The organism is Mucilaginibacter sp. (assembly GCF_039925265.1).
GTDB lineage: Bacteria > Bacteroidota > Bacteroidia > Sphingobacteriales > Sphingobacteriaceae > Mucilaginibacter.
The window spans coordinates 137,375-156,926 of record NZ_JBDSZG010000042.1 but is presented as its reverse complement, the minus strand read 5'-3'; the positions used below and the strand labels follow the sequence as shown (position 1 = coordinate 156,926).

The 19,552-nt window shown below is 45.0% G+C and carries 20 protein-coding genes; 11 read left to right on the top strand and 9 right to left on the bottom strand.

The genetic code is table 11. The features are described from left to right. Positions 1–189: gliding motility-associated C-terminal domain-containing protein (locus ABIX36_RS19990; RefSeq protein WP_348083940.1), on the top strand; the 189-nt coding region annotated here is incomplete at its 5' end. Positions 190–369: 180 nt separating this feature from the next. Next, complete coding sequence (locus ABIX36_RS19985) at positions 370–2,901, top strand: cadherin-like beta sandwich domain-containing protein (protein ID WP_348083939.1); 2,532 nt, start codon at positions 370–372, stop codon at positions 2,899–2,901. Between the two features lie 32 nt (positions 2,902–2,933). On the opposite strand, the gene ABIX36_RS19980 is transcribed toward ABIX36_RS19985, so the two are convergent. Then, positions 2,934–3,848 carry a tRNA pseudouridine synthase A gene (locus tag ABIX36_RS19980; RefSeq protein ID WP_348083938.1) on the bottom strand — a complete coding sequence of 305 codons (915 nt, stop codon included), beginning with the start codon at positions 3,846–3,848 and terminating at the stop codon, positions 2,934–2,936. A 9-nt stretch (positions 3,849–3,857) separates the two neighbouring features. Between ABIX36_RS19980 and ABIX36_RS19975 the strand changes: the two genes are divergently transcribed. Further along, positions 3,858–4,541 (top strand): GNAT family N-acetyltransferase, encoded by a 684-nt coding sequence (locus ABIX36_RS19975; RefSeq protein WP_348083937.1) that lies wholly within the window; start codon positions 3,858–3,860, stop codon positions 4,539–4,541. Positions 4,542–4,549: 8 nt separating this feature from the next. On the opposite strand, the gene ABIX36_RS19970 is transcribed toward ABIX36_RS19975, so the two are convergent. Beyond that, on the bottom strand, positions 4,550–4,846 hold the full coding sequence (locus ABIX36_RS19970) for a hypothetical protein (protein WP_348083936.1): 297 nt from the start codon (positions 4,844–4,846) through the stop codon (positions 4,550–4,552). Positions 4,847–5,071: 225 nt separating this feature from the next. On the opposite strand from ABIX36_RS19970, the gene ABIX36_RS19965 reads away from it, so the two are divergent. Further along, positions 5,072–5,218 carry a hypothetical protein gene (locus ABIX36_RS19965; protein WP_348083935.1) on the top strand — a complete coding sequence of 49 codons (147 nt, stop codon included), beginning with the start codon at positions 5,072–5,074 and terminating at the stop codon, positions 5,216–5,218. Positions 5,219–5,394: 176 nt separating this feature from the next. Then, entirely contained in the window at positions 5,395–6,171 is a 777-nt protein-coding gene (gene xth / locus ABIX36_RS19960; protein ID WP_348083934.1) for an exodeoxyribonuclease III, read from the top strand. 56 nt (positions 6,172–6,227) lie between these two features. On the opposite strand, the gene ABIX36_RS19955 is transcribed toward xth, so the two are convergent. Beyond that, positions 6,228–7,712 (bottom strand): serine hydrolase, encoded by a 1,485-nt coding sequence (locus tag ABIX36_RS19955; RefSeq protein WP_348083933.1) that lies wholly within the window; start codon positions 7,710–7,712, stop codon positions 6,228–6,230. 297 nt (positions 7,713–8,009) lie between these two features. Between ABIX36_RS19955 and ABIX36_RS19950 the strand changes: the two genes are divergently transcribed. The 3 genes from ABIX36_RS19950 to ABIX36_RS19940 all read left to right on the top strand — a co-directional run bounded on the left by ABIX36_RS19950 (position 8,010) and on the right by ABIX36_RS19940 (position 10,741). Continuing rightward, positions 8,010–8,615: a hypothetical protein gene (locus tag ABIX36_RS19950; RefSeq protein WP_348083932.1), complete on the top strand. Its 606-nt coding sequence runs from the start codon at positions 8,010–8,012 to the stop codon at positions 8,613–8,615. Positions 8,616–8,619: 4 nt separating this feature from the next. Beyond that, a complete protein-coding gene (locus ABIX36_RS19945; protein WP_348083931.1) occupies positions 8,620–9,540 on the top strand; it encodes a hypothetical protein in 921 nt (306 codons plus the stop codon). A 121-nt stretch (positions 9,541–9,661) separates the two neighbouring features. Further along, positions 9,662–10,741: an acyltransferase gene (locus ABIX36_RS19940; RefSeq protein ID WP_348083930.1), complete on the top strand. Its 1,080-nt coding sequence runs from the start codon at positions 9,662–9,664 to the stop codon at positions 10,739–10,741. Positions 10,742–10,776: 35 nt separating this feature from the next. Here the strand turns inward: ABIX36_RS19940 and ABIX36_RS19935 are convergent, their stop codons facing one another. The 3 genes from ABIX36_RS19935 to ABIX36_RS19925 all read right to left on the bottom strand — a co-directional run bounded on the left by ABIX36_RS19935 (position 10,777) and on the right by ABIX36_RS19925 (position 14,690). After that, a complete protein-coding gene (locus ABIX36_RS19935) occupies positions 10,777–11,463 on the bottom strand; it encodes a hypothetical protein (protein WP_348083929.1) in 687 nt (228 codons plus the stop codon). Between the two features lie 142 nt (positions 11,464–11,605). Next, entirely contained in the window at positions 11,606–12,295 is a 690-nt protein-coding gene (locus ABIX36_RS19930) for a VIT1/CCC1 transporter family protein (protein ID WP_348083928.1), read from the bottom strand. Between the two features lie 178 nt (positions 12,296–12,473). After that, entirely contained in the window at positions 12,474–14,690 is a 2,217-nt protein-coding gene (locus tag ABIX36_RS19925; protein ID WP_348083927.1) for a transferrin receptor-like dimerization domain-containing protein, read from the bottom strand. A 167-nt stretch (positions 14,691–14,857) separates the two neighbouring features. Between ABIX36_RS19925 and ABIX36_RS19920 the strand changes: the two genes are divergently transcribed. After that, complete coding sequence (locus ABIX36_RS19920; RefSeq protein WP_348083926.1) at positions 14,858–15,745, top strand: dienelactone hydrolase family protein; 888 nt, start codon at positions 14,858–14,860, stop codon at positions 15,743–15,745. A gap of 136 nt (positions 15,746–15,881) precedes the next feature. On the opposite strand, the gene ABIX36_RS19915 is transcribed toward ABIX36_RS19920, so the two are convergent. After that, the gene (locus ABIX36_RS19915; protein ID WP_348083925.1) at positions 15,882–16,142 is read right to left on the bottom strand and encodes a hypothetical protein; all 261 of its coding nucleotides are present in this window, start codon (positions 16,140–16,142) and stop codon (positions 15,882–15,884) included. 375 nt (positions 16,143–16,517) lie between these two features. Here ABIX36_RS19915 and ABIX36_RS19910 point away from each other — a divergent pair, with 375 nt between their 5' ends. Both ABIX36_RS19910 and ABIX36_RS19905 read left to right on the top strand, forming a co-directional pair. Next, positions 16,518–16,943: a hypothetical protein gene (locus ABIX36_RS19910; RefSeq protein WP_348083924.1), complete on the top strand. Its 426-nt coding sequence runs from the start codon at positions 16,518–16,520 to the stop codon at positions 16,941–16,943. Between the two features lie 86 nt (positions 16,944–17,029). After that, the gene (locus tag ABIX36_RS19905; RefSeq protein WP_348083923.1) at positions 17,030–17,374 is read left to right on the top strand and encodes a HopJ type III effector protein; all 345 of its coding nucleotides are present in this window, start codon (positions 17,030–17,032) and stop codon (positions 17,372–17,374) included. A 66-nt stretch (positions 17,375–17,440) separates the two neighbouring features. Here ABIX36_RS19905 and ABIX36_RS19900 read toward each other — a convergent pair whose 3' ends face one another. Together ABIX36_RS19900 and ABIX36_RS19895 are read right to left on the bottom strand one after the other, a co-directional pair. Further along, complete coding sequence (locus tag ABIX36_RS19900; protein ID WP_348083922.1) at positions 17,441–18,262, bottom strand: alpha/beta hydrolase; 822 nt, start codon at positions 18,260–18,262, stop codon at positions 17,441–17,443. 212 nt (positions 18,263–18,474) lie between these two features. After that, a complete protein-coding gene (locus tag ABIX36_RS19895) occupies positions 18,475–19,530 on the bottom strand; it encodes a hypothetical protein (RefSeq protein ID WP_348083921.1) in 1,056 nt (351 codons plus the stop codon). Between the last annotated feature and the right edge of the window lie 22 nt (positions 19,531–19,552).

The window sequence follows — 19,552 nt, the reverse complement described above, 5'->3', positions numbered from 1 at the left end:
GTAAGCATTATCAACCGCAACGGCCAGGTTATTTATGCCACAAAGGGCTATAACAACTACAGCAATGCTTTCGATGGGCACGCCGTTAATGGAACGCTGCAACAGCCGGGCACCTACTTTTACTCGGTAGAGTATAAAAAAGGTGAAGATACGTTAAGAAAAACCGGGTACATTGTTGTGAAGTATTAAAAGAATATCCGCCATAAGAGTAATGTCAGTGGTTATTGCCTGGCAATCGGCTTGTTTATCGGTACACCAAATATCAATTTTATAACTTGCTATAATTCAGCCATAATGATATATTAGGAGTATATTTACATCCCCCATTTTATTAAGCTTCGGATCCCTTCATGTATTAATTATTTCGCCATGAATAAACAACTACACACTGTTAAAAATTTAATCGCAACAGGCCATAAGCTCTGCCGGGCAGCGTTTATTTTGGCCATGCTTTTAGTTTGCGCCCGCAATGTGCATGCACGAGCTAAGGCAGATACGCTATCAGGCAATAATAATATAAGGATCATCAGGATAACAAATGGCACTTTCGATCATCCTTTTGATCCGGCAATCCTTAATTATAAGGTTACACTACCTGCCGGAACAGAATTTGTAGACATAACTTTTTATTTTGCGGATTCGCATGCCTCTTATTTTTCAAATTACGACGGCCAGACTTATTATTCGAGCAATTTTCCCAACGGCGTGCCTGTGACCGAGTACAACGTTGCTTATGGAGCAGCAGATGTATATATACCCATCACCGCAGAGAATGGGGCGGTTAAAACCTATCATTTACAAGTAGCCGCTGAAGTACCCGACTCCAAACTTTCTATCCTATTTGTTAGCAAAGGAACTTTAAGCCCTGCATTTTCACCCGATATAACAAACTATGACTTAGAGGTACCGCCCGGCACATCCCCTGTTACCATAACACCCGTTGCCCACGACCCGCTTGCCGATGAAAGAATTGGCACTCTATACGGACCGACCGACATCACTACCCCGGAAGGTTATACCAATGTTTCTATAATTGTAACAGCGCAAAGGCAATTAGGCACAACGGTGTATAAAATAAAGATAAAACGCCCCCCGCTGCTTACCAGCCTCCCGATCAGTGCTGGTACTTTAAGCCCCGCGTTTAACTCTGATATTGAAAATTACACGGTAAAAGTGCCTTACTCTACCACTGGTATAAAACTTGCACCGTTACACAATAGTGCATCGGGCACGGCTACCATAAAGGTAAACGGCACTACAGTAAGCAGCGGTACCGCATCGCCATTGATACCACTGGTTGTAGGCGCAAATAACATCAGCACAGTAGTAACCACTTCGGATGGTGTTAAAAAAACGTATACGGTAAATGTAACCCGCGTAGGTGTAAACGATGTAAGTATAAGCATATGGTCGGTTAGCCCCGGTTTATTGACCCGATTGGGTACGCCGGATAGCTGGGCAACATCGGTAAGCAGCAGTGTGAACAGCGTTAGGCTTACCATTGCTACCATAAATGCAGCAACTATAAAAATAAATGGGGTGATAACAGCCCAGAACACCGCTTCGGCCCCAATAACGCTTACCGGCGCAACCACAACCATACCGGTCGAGCTAACGCTGGCGGATGGTGTAACAAAACGTTTGTTAACGGTTACCGTAAATAAAGCGGGCTCTAATGATACAGGTATCAGCTATATGGCCATCAGCCCCGGCAAGCTAACCCGGGTAGCTACAACAGATACCTGGACAACGGAAGTAAGCTCCAATTTGGCCAGTGTAGAGCTCGCCTTTGGCACAAAAGACCCGGCGACTATAAAAGTAAATGGGGTAGCCACAGCACAAAGCACGCTTTCGGCCCCCGTAGCGTTAAGCGGAGCCACAACAACAGTCCCGGTAGAGATCACGGCAGAGGATGGTATAACCAAACGCGTGGTGACCATACTTGTTAAAAAGGGTGGAGGTTTTAATACGGGTGTCAACAACCTGGCCATCAGTAACGGCACAATTTTTAAACGCGTGGGTACAACGGATATATTTGATGGCCAAACTACCGGCAGTTCTTACCAACTTACAATCGGGACCATCGACCCGGCATATATATATGTATATGGGGCTAACTATACGCCGCAAAATACACCGTCAATGTTGCTACCCACCGGGGGAAGCGTTAGCGTGCTGATTGCGGCAGAAGACGGGGTGACGAAACGATGGATCACTATATATACGACCAAAGTGACGCATGACACCGGGATACAAAATATGAAGATGAACCCCTTAAATGAAATAGTACGCGTTGGCACAACAGATACATTTACAGCAGAAGTAGAAAATACGGTAACCCATATTGGCCTTTACTTTACCCTTAAAAGCCGCGCAGCAACCATGACTATAAATAATGTAGTCAATCTCGGCAGCACTTACAACGAAAATATTCCTCTTATGGGCACCTACACCACTATTCCGGCAGAGATTACAGCGGATGACGGCGTAACCAAACGGCCCTTAACTTTTATTATACACAGATTGCCCCCTCCCGAAACCTTTGAAGTAACAAGGAATAAAAACAACGGCATCGACGTAGTGCAAAACCAACCCAACCCCGAAGTTCAGCCACCCGCCGAACTGACGGTTCACCAATCAGTATCGCCAAACGGCGATGGTATTAATGACCGCTTTACCATAGATGGCATTACGGCCTACCCGCAAAATACGGTAAGCATTATCAACCGCAACGGCCAGGTTATTTATGCCACAAAGGGTTATAACAACTACAGCAATGCTTTCGATGGGCACGCCGCTAATGGAACGCTGCAACAGCCCGGCACCTACTTTTACTCGGTGGAATACAAAAAAGGTGAACAAACACTAAGGAAAACTGGCTATGTGGTTGTTAAGTACTAAATGCAACAAAAGTTATTTAAGCGTACCAATAATTATATTTCCCGTTCCTTTGCACCGGCAAGCATCCGGGTAAAATCGCTGCGCTGAGGCAGGTCTAAATAGGGGTACTTTATTTTACTAAGATACAATCCCTGCGGATAGGCCGGTTTAATGAGCTGTGGTAATTGCGGATCGATAAGGTGCGCCTCAAATTCATCAACGCTTAATTTGCCGGTGCCTATCTCTATCAGCTTACCCGTGATGATGCGCACCATCCGCCCTAAAAATCTATTGGCCGAAATATGGAAACGCAGCTTATCGCCCGTGCTATCGGTAAAAACCTTCGCTTCGCTGATGTTACAGATGGTATGCTCATTCCGCCCCGGCATTTTGCAGAAGGCATGGTAATCGGTATAGTTGAGCAATAACCCGGCGGCGCGTTGCATATTGGCGAGATCCCAATCCTTCACCAAATACATCGAACTGAAATTGCTCAGAAAAGGGTCTTTATAGGTATGGATAAAATAATCGTAGCTGCGTTCGGTGGCGTCAAAGCGGGCGTGTGGCAGGCCTTCCATGGGAATGATATCAAAAACCGAAATATCATCCGGCAGGATATTATTCATTCTGAAAATCAAATCGAAATCCCATGCCTCTTCTGCATCCATGTGGAAAAAGAACTGGCTGGCGTGTACCTGCGCATCCGTGCGGCCGCAACCGGTTATGTAGGTTGGTTTCTTAAATACCTGGCTCAGGCAGTTCTCTAAAACCTGCTGAACGCTGATGCCGTCCGGGTGTTTTTGCCAGCCGTGGTAATTGGTGCCGAGGTAACCGATATAGAAAAAGTAGCGCACGTTGTTAAGGATAGACGGGTAAAAATAATCATTTAGCGGTGCCGTGTCATTATTATGTCCCCTTTTAATTGCGCGTTTGGGCGTACTGATCTTTTTTGTACTATTACCCAACATTATAAACGCATGGACCACGTACTGGATAACCCCGTTTGGAACGCCTTATCATCAGGCAATAAAAATTTAGCTGAAGGCAACGAACGCATCAAATATTTCGACCCGCAGGTTTCACCATTTGTGGGTTTTAAAGATAACACCGAAGCAAGCTTTGAAGAGCTATACCACATGGCACCGGTAGGGAGGGTTTTCGGGTTTGTTTCCCCGGTTGAGGTGGAGATGCCTGCGCCCTGGGAAGTATTGGTGTACATTAAGTGCCTGCAAATGGTGCATAACCAAAATACCGTTGTTCCTGTAGATACAACCGTCGAACTTATCCCCTTAACCGAAAAAGATATACCGCAAATGCTCGCCCTCACCAAGCTAACTAACCCCGGCCCTTTTGCCGAGCGGACCATAGATTTTGGGCATTACCACGGCATGTTTGATGGCGATAAACTGGTTGCCATGGCCGGGCAACGGATGCATGTTTTTAACTACGCCGAGGCAAGCGCCGTTTGTACCCACCCCGGTTATTTGGGACGAGGCTACGCAAAAAAGGTATTGCAGTTCCAGGTACAGCGCATCCTCGCCGCTGCGGAGATCCCATTTTTACACGTACGCCATGATAACGAGCGCGCCTTTCGTGTATATGAAAGTCTCGGCTTTGCTACCCGCAAAACTATCCACTTTTACATTATTAAAAAAATATAGCGTAACCGCTAACGGTCTTCTCTCGCGCGGCTTCTTCCGCTTTCTATGTAGGCTTTTATTTCCTCTACATCGTTTTTAGTGAAGCCATGCGCCTCAACTTTATTACCGCTATGGAAAAAGCGGATGGTTGAAAAGCCGATCATCGGCGTATCTGTTTCTACGGCCGATATGCTCTCGTAGGCGATAGTAGTAGTATCGCCGCTAAACAAGCCGGGGACCTTGATAGTAACGCCATTCTCTTCGGTGTAAATTTCGGATGGGAATACTTTATTGCCTTCAGACAGGCGCGATGCGGTATATTTCATGGTAGTTTAATGTGGATTAACAGCATCAAATATAAACCCTTTATAGTGATTATTTTTAGCTGCATTTATCTTAAACGTTTTGCTGTATTGTATATTTTACCAGACACTAAAACAGCCATTGAATATCTTTAAAGGCCCTTTATCTGTTAAATGCCGCCTCCTGAATTTTGGCATTATTATTAATATATATCAAGCATCTAAGAAAAATTAAAACTGACAAACAATATGAAAACTTCATTACAAACCACCATCCTGTTAAAAGCATTCGATATTGAATTGAAAAAGATCATTGACGCTGATTTGGAAAAATATAAAGCCGAGCAGCAACGCAAAAAGAACCTGTCGTTTATAAAACAACTGCTGGCTGCGTAATCGCATCTGCTCTACATATATGGCACCCTAATAGGGTGCCACCGCAAACCTCAAGTTTTTAATTTGGGGTTTTTGTATTTTGAGCTGTCAAACACCACAGGCCTTTCATTTTTTAGGTTGTTTTGATAGCTTTGGTCTTGCTCGCGTTAATGCGACAACCTCTCAAACCCACCAATATGAAAATAGCTACCTATAATGTAAATGGTGTGAACGGCCGCCTGCCGGTACTGCTGCGCTGGCTACACGAAACCCAGCCCGATGTGGTTTGCCTGCAGGAACTAAAAGCACCGCAGGAAAAATTCCCGCTGCAAGCTATTAACGATGCCGGCTACAATGCCATTTGGCACGGCCAAAAAAGTTGGAACGGCGTAGCCATACTGGCCCGCGGCCTCGAAATTAAAGAGCTGCGCCAGGGCTTGCCCGGCGACCCGGATGATATACAAAGCCGGTATATAGAGGCGGTAATTAACGATGTAGTGATCGGCTGCCTGTACCTGCCGAATGGCAACCCGGCACCGGGCCCCAAGTTTGATTATAAGCTCGATTGGTTTAACCGCTTAGCCAGCCACGCCACCGGGCTGATTGCCTCGGGCTTGCCGGTAGTATTAACCGGCGATTATAATGTGATGCCTACCGAACTGGATGTGTACAAACCCGAGCGCTGGCTGGACGACGCGCTCTTTAGGCCCGAAACCCGGCTGGCCTTTAAAAACCTGGTGGACCAGGGCTGGACAGACGCCCTGCGCAAACTTTACCCCAATGAAGTGATCTATACCTTTTTTGATTATTTCCGCAACGCTTACGGGCGCAACGCGGGTTTGCGGATAGATCATTTTTTGCTTAGCCCCAGCCTGGAAGGCCGCCTGCTGGCCGCCGGGGTTGACCGCCATGTGCGCGGCTGGGAAAAAACCAGCGACCATTGCCCGGTATGGATTGACCTTAAAGCCGAATAAACAAAGCGGGCATTCAAATTATTGAATGCCTGCCGTAATATAATATCGCTTTGTTATTAGTTAGAAAGCGCCTTTATCTTTTCTGCCGCGTTTTTATTGCCGGGATTTAAATCCAGCGATTTCTGATAATTCAACAACGATTCTTTATTGTTCCCGGTGATCTCGAGCGCTTCGCCCAGGCTATCGTAAGCATTGGCGCTTTTTGGATAAAGCACGATGTTCAACTTAAAGATCGCCACCGCCTCTGCAGGCTTTTTTTGCCCAAGCAACTGATAGCCCCAGCCGTTAAGTTCACCTTCCGGCAACTCTAAATTTTTTGTTTGCTTTTTCAACTGCGCGGCTACTGGTACCGCTTTGTTAAACCCTTGCTTAATAAGTTCGGCTCGTAATTTCTTTACTGAAGGCGACAGGCCAAATCCATTAATTTCGTGCATCTCGGGTATGTAGTACCCTGCTATCTCATCAACAAATTGCTCGGGGTTTGCGCCCATCAGGTTGCTGAGCACCACAATAGAAAGGTCGTCTTTTACATAAATAAACACGGCGTTCCTGCCGCCGCCAACAGGGCCAACAGCGGGGTGTTCTTCGCGGGTAACCGTTGGCCAGCCCAGCGCGTAGCCATTAGTAAGCTGGTTAAACCCGCCTATTTTGCCATTGTTTAAAATGGCGGGCTGCCACATAGTTTGTATACTGGCTTCCTGCTTTAACAGCTGGCCGCTTTTAAGCGCAATTATCCAGTTGGCCATATCGCCCGCGGTAGATAATATGCCGGCCGCCGTACGGAAAAACTCCGGAAACTGCATGTAGCCAACTCCCGGACGATTGCGAATAAGGCGGTTACCTACGTGCCTAACATTGGTATAAGCACCCGCCGAGTTAGGAATAATGTCGAACGAATCGCCAAACCGTGTCAGTTTCATGCCGGCCACTTTAAATTGCCGCTCCTCTATAAATTTGGTGAAATGCATGCCGCTTAACTTCGTGATGATCTGCCCCATTAGTACGTAGCCGGTTTGGTTGTAGGCAAATTTTTCGCCTGTTTTAAACTCAAGCGACAAGGCTTTTACTTGTTTCATGGCAGCCTGCTCGTCGCCATTACCCATTACCTGTTCTGTTTCGTCTAAAATATCCGGCAAGCCCGAAGTGTGGGTTAACACCTGCTGTATAGTTATTTGTTGCCAGGCAGCCGGTAAGCTGTCTATGTAAGCAGAAACCCGGTCCGAAACCTTCAGTTTCCCCTCCTCGGCTAACTGCATTACCGCTACACCCACAAAGGCTTTGGTGATAGAGTTTATGGAGAAGATACTTTCGTTGGTTGCGGCGATATTATTCTCGGGGTTGGCAATGCCATAGCTTTTAAGCTTGACGATCTTCCCCTGCCTTACTACCGCCAGTTGCAATGCGGGGATACGCTTCTGCTGCATTTTGTTCTTTACAAACACGTCGATGCTATCAGGATCGGTCGTGTTTTGCGCCCGGGATAAGGATGGTAAAGATATTAAGGTGATAAGAAATGCGGAGGTTATGTATTTAAGGTTCATGGTATGCGAATTTATACCATTAGGATAGCCTGCAGCACATTATGTTACAAACCAATAGGCAATGGGCTGAATAGTAATGTGTTTAAAATTCAGCGCTCCGGCAGATGTTTACCAGCCGATATAAAGACATTTACAAAACGGCTATTTATCAATTGCTAATAAATAATTTGTCGCACCGGGAATTTTCTTTACCTTTCTCTCCTAATCTTTATCACAAAATACATGTATACCATTCTCTGCCGCAAACCGCGGCCGGCTCAAATTATTAAGTCTTTTTTTAAACTCGCCCTACTGTTATTGTTATTAACCAGCTTTAAAGCAAGTGCGCAAAACTGGGCCGACGACGACAAAACCTATGGGATCGGGCTCCGGGCAGAGTATGATATGCCTATCGGCAACTTAAAGTTCACCTACAAGGCCGCGCCGGCTGCTGGCATCAGTTTCTACATAAACGAGGGAACTGCAACGGCGGAGGTTGGTTTAGGATACCGTGAGTATAAACCCAAACTGGATACTTTTTATTACCTGGTTAATGATAATGATTACGGTACAGCCACTTACAGTAAATTTAAAACAATTATGTTTTACCTGGGCGGCGCCTACAACCTTTCGCTTAGCGATGCCATGCGCATTTACGGCGGCTTTAACCTTGGGTTTTACTTCACAAAATTTAGCTCGAACACATCAGATGCATTTGTGAACTATACTGAAGATATAACTGAAAGGCAGGGGTACATAGCCCCAAAACTCGGTTTTAACTTTACCCTGAGTGATCATCTTCGGCTTAATGTTCAGGGGGCGTATAATTTATTTGCTCCGTTGGGTAAGGCAGAATATAATTCGCGCGTGGGCACTTTTTATTATTCGGTTACCACGGGAGCTGCTATTATTTATAATTTTTAATACCATGAAGTATTTATACCAAACCATAGCCGCTTTCTTGTTTTTTTCTTTTGTAAGTTGCCAAAAGGGCGAAAACCCTTACGTATCAAAAGATGTGATAGCCAGGCTGGATAGTATCCGGCATCCGGCCATTAAAAACGTCGCTTTTATTTACAATAGCGAGGTGTATTACCTGGCCGATTTTAATGGCGCGGCCCAGAAGATAACCAGTTCGGGTGGTATCAAAAAGTTCGTAAAAATGTCGCACGATCATACCAGGTTTGCTTACCAAAACGGTACAACTATTACCGTTGTAGACAAAAGCGGAACGGTGCTGAAATCGTTATCCTATGCAGATATCCGCAATTTCGACTGGAGCTTTGATGATAAAACCCTTTATGTTGTTAATGGGGAACAGATAACGTTTTACGGCCCGGCTATTACTACGCCGGCTATGACCAGCTATAATGGCTATTACGATTTTATTTCCGCCGCGATATCCAAAAATGGTGACCTGGTTTACATTCTGCGCAAATACCATTTTGATGGATCAGACGAGTACATGATGGTAACCCGCAAAGCCGCAGGCGGAGATCCTGTTTTCTATAAAGCCGAAGATAGCCTTTTGCCGCCCATGAAAAATGTTTGCTTCGCGGCAAACGGGGTTGATGTGGTACTTACTTTTGCCGAGCCGCATTCGGGCGATGATTTTGGCGGGGTAGCTATTTTTGATAACCTGGAACAATACCCTGTTAAAACCTTTAGGTTTAATGGCGTTAGCACACCAACTTATAACAGAGAGGTAAAATACCTGCTTGCCGGCCTCGAGGATAACGACCCGCATACCGGGCATTACATCAGGGCTTTGTACCTGGATACCGATGTGCCCAACAACGACAAAATACTTACCGCCTATCCGGGCGTGAAGTACTTAGACTGGAAGTAATACCCCCCCGCCCACTGAAGTTAAACGTAACCTGAATATCGTATATCTTTAAAACCCGTTGATCGAATGTCAGCGGGTTTTAAATTTTAATAATACTTTTGCCTGCGTCTATCCATAAAGCATGAGTGCACCGAGCCCGGAAATCTTAAAAAGCAAACAACACTTTCACATTCTTGATGGGATGCGGGGCGTGGCGGCCCTGGCTGTTGTGCTATTTCATTTTATGGAAGTAGTTTATACCGACTACAGCCTGAACTTTATCGGCCATGGCTTTTTGGCGGTCGATTTTTTCTTTTGCCTTTCGGGCTTTGTTATTGGCTATGCTTATGATAACCGTATCGGCAAAATGGGTGTATGGGAATTTTTTAAATCGAGGCTCATTCGTTTACATCCGCTGGTTATTATGGGTTCGGTATTAGCGCTGCTTGGATTTTTGTTCGACCCCATTGTTGCGGTGGCGGATGCCTACAGTGCAGGTAAGATCGCCTTAATATTTCTTTGCTCTGTTTTAATGATCCCCTACCCGGTGGTGACAGAACGATATTTCAACCTCTTTAACTTAAATGCGCCTGCCTGGTCGTTATTTTGGGAGTATGTGGCCAATATACTTTACGCACTCCTACTATACAGGCTTAACCGGAAATGGCTGATATTGCCCGCCCTGTTGGCTGCGGCAGGCATTTTCTATGTGGCCATCCATTCGGGGAATTTAATGGGCGGATGGAGCGGTGGCACCTTTTGGGATGGCGGGATCCGCATAGCGTATTCGTTCCTGGCGGGCCTGCTTATTTACCGTTATGATCTAATCATCAAAAACAGGCTTGGCTTTTTAGGATTGGCGGTGCTGCTGTTTCTGGCATTTGTAATGCCTTTTGGCAGCTGGAACTGGTTAACCGAGCCATTGGTTTTACTGGTTTATTTCCCCTTGCTTGTTTCATTAGGAGCCGGAGCTACGCTTACCCCGGGGTTAACCAAGATTTGTATCTTCTCGGGTAACATTTCTTACCCGCTGTACATGACGCACTATACCTTTATCTGGATATTTGCTAACTATAACACCAAGTATAAACCATCGCTAAGCCAGCTGGAATATATTATTCCCATTAGTATGGTGCTGCTGTTGGGGTTTGCCTGGCTGGTAATGGTAGTTTTTGATATGCCCCTGCGCAAATATTTAACGGCCAAACGCAAACAGGCATAGGCGGCGATACTGCTATATTTCCACAGCAGCCGGCTTTACCGGTTTTCGTAAACAGTAGAGTAAATAGCGGTAAGTTTCCCTGCCGTAAAAATAACCTGTACAAAATTGTAACGCTTATCGCTTATGGTTGAAACAAAATACCATTGCGGCGATGCGCTCATCTGAGGGTCGTAAGCTTTGTTTACATCTTTAAAAAAGATGGACATCCGCTCAAATTTATTAGCGTAAGTACCTTTGTTTTTTATGTTAACCAGTTTTTGATATATGGCATCTACAGGATTACCAACCGCAATCGTAGCGCTTGCACCATTGCCTATAGGCCACATGTTTAGCTCTACGCCATCATTCGTATATATCGATTTCACTTTATCGTCGGCAAAATTGAGCTGGATGCCAGTGCTTGTTCCTTTAGTTTCATCCAAATAAACTGATGAATACAGTGGTATTTTATTTTCCAGGCTCTCCAGATTGGTGTATACGTTATTAACAATACCCATATAGGTGATACCGCGCTCGCCACGCATAGCCTGTACTTTTGCATAGATCTCGGCGCTGGTTTGCCCTATGGCTATACCCCATTGCCCGCCCGTGGTAAGCGTATCGCTGGATATCAGTTTTGGCGGGATAGGATCCGGACCCGTCGTTTCGTTTATGGAATTTTCTTTTTTACAGCCAGCAACCGATAAAATGATCATTGTAAGGATAGGGAGTAGGCGTTTCATATCTTGGTATTTATTACTATTACGTGGCTGTAGACCAATGTGCTACATCAATTTAAAGGAATTTTATTCATGCGATACAACGCCACACGCTGGCTGAAAAGAAACGCGTAACACCGAACAAATGATAGGCAAGGGTTAATAACTACCCGTTATTAATTAACCGGGCCATTAAAAACGCCGCCCCCGCTGCCAGGGCTCCTATAAAAACCACCTTAACTGCTCCCCCGAGGGCTGGTTGCCCGGTAAGCTTGCTTTTAAAGTAACCGAAAACAAAAAGGCTGATCAGCGTAACCAAACACGAATAATAAAGCGCGGTCACTGAATTCTCAACCAATATGTAAGGAGAAAGCGGGATGATGCCGCCAATTATATAAGACACTCCAATGGTGACAGCACTTCTTGTAGCGCGGTTAGCCTGCGGTTCCTCTAAACCGAGTTCGTAGCGCATCATAAACTCTACCCATTTATCTTTATCCTTTGCCATTTCATCGGCCACCTGTTGCTGTAAAGATTCGGACAGGCCAAAGGCGGCGAACACAGCTTTCACTTCGGCTTTTTCCTGCTCGGGCACCCTGTCAACCTCTTCATACTCCCGTTTTAATTCAGAGTTGTAGTGGTCCACTTCGGTACGCCCGGCCAAAAAGCCGCCAAGGCCCATCGCTATAGATCCTGCTACGATTTCGGCAATCCCGGCGGTAACAACTATTCCGGATGAGCTGATAGCGCCGCTTAAACCGGCAGCCAGCGCAAACGGCACTGTTAAACCATCCGACATCCCAATAACAATATCCCTGATGGTTTCTGAGCCGGTTACATGATGTTCTTTGTGCATAGGGGGCTTTATTCGAAATAATTTGATTTTAGTCCTTTATCAATGACCCAAAGATAACCCCGAAAGCTGATTTAATTCTATCGGGGTACCTGCTCGTTATTTTGCGCCAGCCTCAAACGCAAAGCCCCCAATATTTCGATCGAGGGCTTTTCGTTTTTTGATATTAAATCGGCACTAATTAATTCGCCCCGTCGCTAAGATAAGCAGCCAATGCATTTATCCGGCCCGATACAACGGCGATCTGTTGCCTTGCTTCTGCCCAGTTGCGTTGTTCAAGAGCTTCGCGAATACCCGGAAGAGTTTTAACGCCATAGCCCGTATAAAAGCCCGGGGCATAAATGGTGTGTTTGTACCAGCCCCGGCGAGGTAGCCCATCGGCGGTTAATAATTGCTGCTCGGCTTGGAATAATAGTTTGTTCAGTTTATCGTGGTCGCCATCTTTAAGTACAGCCGCGCTCCAGTAAGCAGCCAGTTTATCTGCGCTTTTCTTTAAGGAATCCAGCGCGCCGGTAAGAGCTTTAAAGTCAATGGCAGGCACGGTATCCTTAGCTACCGGTGCTTTGTATTGCCGGATTGGGTCGGCAGCAATGCTGTAGTAATTGGCCGCGACGAGTTGGTTATCCATTTTTGTGGTCTCACGGGTATCGTCCGCCAGTTTGCTGAGTTCGGTGGCATACTTGCTGATAGTGGTTTGCAAACTTCGGAAATCGAAAGGAAGCACCTCTGCGTTAGCCATACGCAATACCGAGTGGCCTGCCGTTTGGGCCAGCGCAACGCCATAAGCAAAATCAGGGTCTTTAAAACGCCTGTAATCATCAAAGGAATCGTAAATGGAATGGTATTCGCCGCCGCCATCCTCGCCGCCAAAACCAAGATCGAGCGTGGTGATGCCCAAATGCTGCAGAAACGACGAAAAATCTGATCCCGAACCCAGGGCTTCGAGTTTTTGCCCCTTGCGTTCCAATATCTCCTTTTTATCGCTTGTGGAAGACGCATTAACCAGTTGCATGGCTTTTTTGCGATCGAAAATGCTCACTTTGGTTTGCGGGTCGGTTACACCCTGGGTAACTTCGTCTATAAAACTTTCCAGCGCCTGCGAGCCGCCTGCACCTAAAAACCCCCGCCCATTGCTATCCGAATTGATATACACCACCGTTTTTTGCTGCAATTCTTTATCGTGGGCCTCGGCGTATTCCGTAGAGCCTATTAAACCGGGCTCTTCGCCATCCCAGGAGCAATAGATAATGCTGCGCTTGGGTTTCCAGCCGGTTTTCAGCAATTCGCCAAGTGCGCGGGCCTCTTCCAGCATAGCCGCCTGCCCGCTAATAGGGTCGTTAGCACCGTTTACCCAGGCATCGTGGTGGTTACCGCGCATCACCCACTCATCCGGGTAAGCAGAGCCTTTTATTTTCGCCACAACATTATAAGCGGGCACCATATCCCAGTTAAACGCCAGTTTTAAATGCACCAGGGCCTTGCCCCCGCCAATATGGTAAGTTATAGGCAACGAACCCGCCCATCCGTCAGGAACCACGGGGCCATCTAATGCGGCAAGCAGAGGCTGCGCGTCATGATAGCTGATGGGGAGCACCGGTATCTTCAATATGGTGGTAGCATCAGCCTTGTTTAAGCGTTTGGCATCTTTGGTTGCGCCAACGCCGGGTGTAAGCGGGTCGCCTGGGTAAAGCACCATATCCATCACCGAACCGCGCTGTACGCCGAACTCGTTTTTGTATGCCCCCTTAGGGTAAACATCGCCAGCAGAATATCCATCGTCGGCAGGATCCGAATAAATAATACAGCCGATAGCGCCATGCTCATAAGCCACCTTTGGCTTAATGCCCCGCCACGACCGGCCGTACTTGGCTATCACAATTTTACCCTTTACATCTATCCCCATATCGGCCAACTTGATATAATCATCGGGCAGGCCATAGTTTACAAATACCAGCTGCCCGCTTACGTCGCCATCGGCGCTCCAGGCGTTATAGGTTGGTAATTGATTAGCCTGGGCCGATGTGCCGTCCTCCGCCAATGCGGGCTCTTTTAACAAAGCGGTATAGGCTTTTGGGCCGGTTAACTCCAATACCCTTGTTTTTGGTGTTGGGAACAAAACGGTGTAGGTTTCTATATGCGCATTCAATCCATAACTTTTGTACATAGCCAAAATTTTATCGGCTACGGCTTTGCTACCCGGCGAACCTAAGTTATGCGGGTAAGCGGACAGCGTTTTTATGGTTTCGCCAATACGTTGCGCACTCAATGCCGCGTCGTAGGTTTTTTCGGCCGCTATTTGTTTGGCCGACGATGCGGTCGTAAAGCCAATTAATGGTTTTTGCTGCGCGAAACTTGCTGCCGACAGCATGAGTAAGCTAAGGGTAAGGGATTTCTTCATAAGCAATTATGGTATTCGGTGAATATACTAAAAAGCTTAATGCAAGCGCGTTCTTCAGCACATCAACCCCACAAAATTACAATCAAAACCTTACACGTAACGACACTGTTACTATTTGGTTTGCAAGCCGTTGCCCCGAATACTTACATTTGAGTAAAACCAATATAATGAGCCAGATCAACAAAGACGACATTAAGCAGGAAGTGTTTGACCTGTATGATGATTACGCGCACAACCGGCTGGACCGCCGCGCATTTGTACAAAAACTATCTCTTTATGCCGTTGGCGGGTTAACCGTGCCAGCGTTAATGAGTTTCCTGATGCCCGATTACAAAGGAAATGTGCAGATCAAATCAGAAGACCCGCGTTTGAAATCAGAATACATCAATTACCCTTCACCAAAAGGTGGGGGCACTATCAAAGGCTTGTTATCAAAACCCATTGATGCTAAAAAGAAGCTCGGCGGTATTATTGTAGTGCACGAGAACCGTGGGCTAAACCCCTATATTGAAGATGTAGGCAGACGGGCCGCACTGGCGGGCTTTATTTCGCTTGCACCGGATGCCCTTACACCCCTGGGCGGCTACCCCGGTAATGACGATGCCGGGCGCGAGATGCAAAGTAAACGCGACAAAGGCGAAATGGAGGAAGATTTTATCGCCGCATACAATTATCTTAAATCACACAAAGATTGCACCGGTAAGGTTGGCGTAGTGGGCTTTTGCTATGGCGGCGGCATAGCCAACATGATGGCCGTGCGAGTACCAGATTTGGCAGCAGCCGTACCTTTTTACGGCAGCCAGCCTGCGGCTGCCGACGTACCTAAAATTAATGCTCCACTGATGATGCATAACGCATCGCTGGATACCAGGATCATGGCTGGCGCACCGGCCTATGAAGCAGCTTTAAAAGAGAACGGTAAAAAATACCAGGCCTTTGTTTACGAGAATGTAAACCACGGCTTCCATAACGATACTACCCCGCGTTATGATAAAGCCGCGGCAGAGCTCGCCTGGAAACGTACCATTGATTTTTTTGCAGAGAATTTGAAATAAGGAAAACACTTGTTACACATAGAAAAGCCCTAAATCCGAAAGATTTAGGGCTTTCTTGTTTTTCAGTCGGCAGTTAGTATATGGTGATTGGCCCCCAAAGCGTAACATCATAAGTTAAAAGCAACCGTTCTAAAGATTAACGCGGGAAAGCAAGAACCCCGGTTGAAGCTATTCCCGGAAGGCAGAACAGGCAAAAAAGCATTACCAGGAACAGCGTTATACCGATAGAAGTAATTACCCTGCTCATCAGAGCGTCCCCTTGAACAACGTGGGCGTTTATCTTTTTTAATTCCGTATCCATAGCAGATGAATTATGAGGACCATGTAGCAGCATATCCAGATAATCGCCTGTATGGCCGGTTGCCGGTCGTTCCTGTGGTGATAAATTTACGTTCATATCGGTAGGTTTGTTATGTAAACATACACAGCCGATAATGCATTACAATGAATTATTTTAAAATCAGGGGTTTCTACCTGCTTTTTTAAGTTAGGTGATTTTTATCCTTTTAACCTTGTAAAACCCTAAATACTAAACATTTGTGATGGGTGCGAAATATTTGTTAATCCTTTGAAAGGCTTTGCTTTTATTCTTCAGCGATAACGCACAAATGTAAAGGCTTCAGATTCCGGTCGGGGATTTCTGTTTCGGAATGCACTCAACCAGCTCCTTTTCGCCGAAAAGCAAACTTGTGGATTATTATATCGGGATACAAAACAAATAGCAGGTTTACGTATCTTTATACTGTAAGTCAATCTTTTATCCAAAATGGTTATGCGTGTAATAAAAATCCTTGTGGCAGTATTGATGATACAGTTGATCGTATCGTGCAGTTCTAAATCGCTTCCCGACCCCTCCCTTGCCGGAAAGTGGAAAATCACAAGCGCCCTTGGTAACGATGGCCGGCATTGGACCGGCTCTTTCACCCTGACAAAGGATGGCGGTGAAAACAAATTTACCGGTCTTTTTCTATGGGACGCCGTTGACGGCAGCGCGTCTGGTACAGATAGCGTTACCGGCGAATACAACACTACAACACAGGTGCTCACCATGCGCTCGGTAACCATAAGTGGTAATATAGAAAGCGTAACTTATACGATGAATGTGTCCACTAATAACAGGGTAATGAACGGCGTTTGGACAGGCTCCAGCGATGGCACCGTTGAAAACCCGGGTCGATGGTCGGCGGAAAAGGAATGATCAACTGTTAATTCACAACTTTAGAAAATTGCTGTTGCTATAGGGAAAGATTATTTAATTCTATTTTCGGGCAAATATTCTGCTCCATGAAAGAACAACTGCTTGCCCTAATTTCGGGTTTAAAAGAAAACACCATCACGTTCAGCGAGGTTATCGCATTTATAGAAACTTATTACCGGCACCAGCCAACCGCGTTTAAAAATGGAGAAGCCTACAATGAGGCAACGCAAAACCAGGGAAGCGCGAAGGTTTTTGCCTTCGCCCAATTAAACAACTTAAGGGCTACGGACACGCTTTACTTATTTGCCGAACATTACCAGTCGGTGCTCGCTCACCCCACCGCTACAGACCATCAAAACATCAGGCAGTTTATTACCAATGGCTGGCCGGGCGTGGTTTTTGAAGGTGAGGCTTTGATAGGGAAAGTCTAATTTTTGTTTTGAATAACTTATTCCTTCTACGATAAGCGTTCAGAAAATCGCGTCTTTGCGTTTTATTTACTTTAAAAAAGCATTCAGATAACCTAATATGGTGTTGGTTTGAATCATCAAGCTTACATGGCTTTGCGAAGGAACAATAGCCAATTGCGATTTTGGCATTGGGCTCATATCAGCCATTATCCCACCTCCCAGTAATTGATACGTTTTCATCAACTCAACTTTATCCAGGCCATCATTGTCGCCGGAAATAATTAATACAGGCGAGGTAATTTTCGCAATATTGGCATCACCCATGTCAAATGGCTCGCCAGCATATGCGATTATTTGTTCCAGGAACTTTGTCCATTTTGTCTTGTCGGGCGCTACTGCATCATAAGCCGCTTTCATAGGGCTATTATCAAATAGTTCAGGCTTCATACTTTTGAAAGCATTTGCTATTTCAGGCCGCCAGCCAGTGCTTTTATAGGTAGAGGAAATGATCACTAATTTTTTTACGCGTTTAGGGCTTTGTATAGTCAACTGATAAGCCACTGAGCCACCCATGCTATATCCTGCAACATCAGCACTGTCAATTTTTAAATAGTCCATTACGCCTGTCACATCACTTGCCAGCGTAGCCAACGCTAATTTCCTTTCCGAAAACGGGGTGTGCCCATGTCCCTGCATTTCAATGGCAATTACTTTTCTTGTTTTTGACAATTCGGGTATCAGCTGCGCCCAGTTTCCTTCAATGGTCATAAAGGCTCCATGGAGCAAAATAAGAGGTTTACCCCCGCCATACACTTCGTAATAAACTTTAATGCCATTAACAGGCGCGTAACCGCTTTTGGCTGGTTTAAGCTGTTGCCCGTTCGACTGAGCTGCCGTAAAAAAAAACAACGCAATTATTAGTACCGATTGGAGGATATTAGATCCTTTGAATACCTTTTTCATAAAACCGTATTTAAAATGTTTTTTGGCCTTTATTTACAATACAAAGATGAGCGGTATTGCAGGATTTTATGCTGTGTAAATACGACTTGTTAAGGGTGGATAGCGACTAAATTTTTAATTCCGTTTAGCGAATGGTAGGCGTTTCGGATGGCGTTCTTTTACTTGAATTTCCTTTTCAACTTTCTTAAAATCTCTGGGATGTTTACTGAAAACCATTGTCCATCATATTTTTTAACACTAATTATGCCATCTATAACAGCTTCCTCATCTTCTTCTTTTTGAATTTCTTGGTGATATAATTGCTGTTGAATTTGATAATTTGAGATTTTTAAAGCCTCTATTGTCGCGTCTTTCATTTGAATAGTAGCGTGTGCAAGCATTATCTGCGAGTTGAGGTGCATAACGTTTGCTTGAATTTGAATCAATGCAACATTGGGATTATTAATACGATTAAAAGCATCGGAATTAGGAAGGTTTATGTACATTTCCAAAACGTCTTTTATCTTTTCCATAGCATCATCTTTATCTTTTGGAGTAACGGAAAATAACGTGGAGTGAGCCTGTTCCTTTAGAGTCGTTTCTACTTCAATACCTAAATCGCTTAAAAATTGTCCAAAATACATTAGGTATTGTTGACATGGGGTTTTAATAGACTCGGGAAATTTGAAGACGCTGATAAAAGAATCTTCGCTATTTGCTGACAACGTTAAATATGTCAACTTTATCAAGGAATTTATTTCCTCAATAAAAGCTCTAACATGAAGACTAATCGAGTCAGATGTATATGGTAATATTAAATTCAAGCCGACGACATTTTCAACATCAACCAAAAATTTTGAATCTTCGCCATTGTACTTATCTGGCAACAGACTTTCTAAAACAGATAAAAAATTATCAAAAGTAAAGCCCTTGTCCCATGCGTTTAGATAGAATGAATAATTGAGGTTGATATCGAAAGACATCTCGTAAAAATGAATAAATATTGATAGTTCTGACGCAATTGGGTTTTCTAAATCATAGTAAATAATTTCATCAAAATATTCGTATATTTCTCTTGAGCTATAATTTAATATTGTGTCATAAACTTCCTTTGTTTGGAAGCGATGTTCTCGATATGTATTGTTTTCGTCGTAAGGCTCCGCATCCTTGTGCCCATCAATAACAATATATGATTTCTTTGAATCTTTAATTGGAACAAATTTTATGTCAAGCATGAAATTGTAATTGAAGTAGCAA